Genomic DNA, 1,585 nt, shown 5'->3' on the forward strand with positions numbered 1-1,585 from the left:
TCATCGCAGGGAACTCGCCCCGCCCTCCGGCCAGGCGCGCACACCGGATCACCCCGTCCGATGTTCTGCTTTGACGTCCATGATGGCAGGTCTCCTGGCTCGCGGATTCCCGCCGCTTTCGCCTTCCCGGCCCATGCAGCCAGTGGCATCGTGAAACCGGCATGCCGCTTACAGTTGCGGGGGCAGCCACGGCTTTGGATTTCTCCGCACCGCGTTCCCTTTTGATCCCCGAAGGGAACCATCGGCGCGAATTCGCCACACCGCGATTGGTCAGTCAATCGACAACTCCGCCGGCCAGCCGCCTCTCACGCCATCGTGACGAGATCGCCGCGCCCCCCTCACACCCCCAGCGTCGGCTCGGTATTCACCTCCAGCGCTTCCTCTGCCTCGTCCTCCTCGCCAAGCACGTCGCCCTTCACCGGCAGTGCCCGGCCGATCCAGATCGGGTCGATAAGGTGGTCGCGCTTGGGGTTGGTGGTGTTGGGATGGATGAGGATGCTCAGGCCGCCGTGGTTCAGCATCAGCCAGGGAACCAGCGTGGCAAAGATCTCGGTGGCGAAGGAGACCTGGTACATGGCTTGCTGGTGCGGGCCGACCGGCTCGTCGCGCCAGTTGCCCAGGCGCACGCGGAAGCGCTCTGCGATGCGCTGGCGCAGCCATTCGGCATGCTGCCGCTCGGCCTCCCCGCCGTAGTAGATATGGGCGTGATAGCTGGCGATCTCGGCGATCGGCCTGACTTCGTTCATCGCGATGCTCCCCTTCGACGATTTTTTTGCGCCCGGCGGAACTCTAGCCGAAGCGCGGGCGCCTTGTCTGCAGCCGGCTGAGGTCCGCGCCTGCGGTCGGCAGGGTTATCGGATATGGCGCTCCCCCGCTCCGTCTCGGCTGCGCCGAGCCACCTCTTCCCCACCTTGTGGGGCGGGGAAATGCCAACCGCCGAGGTTGCAACCGGCAGGAAGGATGGCAACGGCCGTTGTGCCTTTGCCTAAATCACCGCGGTGACCGCGCCCTTCGCATTTAGGCGACAGCCGACTTTCGCCTGCCTCACTTCGATGCCGCCTCGCCCGTCATAGTCTATGCGCACCTCGATCGGCGCGTTGAGCCCGCTTCGGCGTTGACGCAAGGGGCCGGCGCTGACCGTGTAAACACGCACGGCGCCGAGGGGCTTGGCGGCCGCCGCGATCGCGGCGCGACAGGCGCGCACTACGGCGGCCGGCGTGCCGGGTATCGCCTTCGGAGGTGACAGCGGCGCGATGCGATAGCCTTTGGTGACCCGCCGGAGGTCGCCGCCGGCGGATCTGGAGGGCCTCAGCACTGGAGGCAGCACAATGGTCTGCGTCGCGCTTTTGGCCAAAGCAGGGGCTGTCGGCACCGCGGCCGGGTTCTGCGCAGAGGCAGCCGATCCGCTGACGGCGGAAGGATCGTCGCCCGCGGCGGCGGCGCCCACGCTTGTCGACACGCCTGTGCTGGTGCTGCCCAGATTGCCGCCGGCATTGACGCCGAGCGATCCGCCGCCGGTCGATGCGCCGACGTTTGCGCCGCCGACACCGTCGGCACTGGCGCCCACGCCCGCCGACACGCCTTG

Annotated in this window: 2 protein-coding genes and 1 riboswitch; both genes read right to left on the reverse strand. The window is 67.9% G+C overall.

Annotation, left to right across the window (positions count from 1 at the left end):
* Positions 1-66: 66 nt before the first annotated feature.
* A riboswitch (cobalamin riboswitch) is annotated at positions 67-258 on the reverse strand.
* Positions 259-338: 80 nt separating this feature from the next.
* Positions 339-746 carry a DOPA 4,5-dioxygenase family protein gene (locus EOA60_RS32110; RefSeq protein ID WP_095802577.1) on the reverse strand — a complete coding sequence of 136 codons (408 nt, stop codon included), beginning with the start codon at positions 744-746 and terminating at the stop codon, positions 339-341.
* 239 nt (positions 747-985) lie between these two features.
* Positions 986-1,585 (reverse strand): hypothetical protein (locus EOA60_RS32115; protein ID WP_206628350.1); only part of this gene is annotated, 600 nt, incomplete at its 5' end.

Origin of the sequence: Mesorhizobium sp. M1A.F.Ca.IN.020.06.1.1, from assembly GCF_004023265.1 — a bacterium.
In the GTDB taxonomy this organism is placed as follows: Bacteria; Pseudomonadota; Alphaproteobacteria; order Rhizobiales; family Rhizobiaceae; genus Mesorhizobium.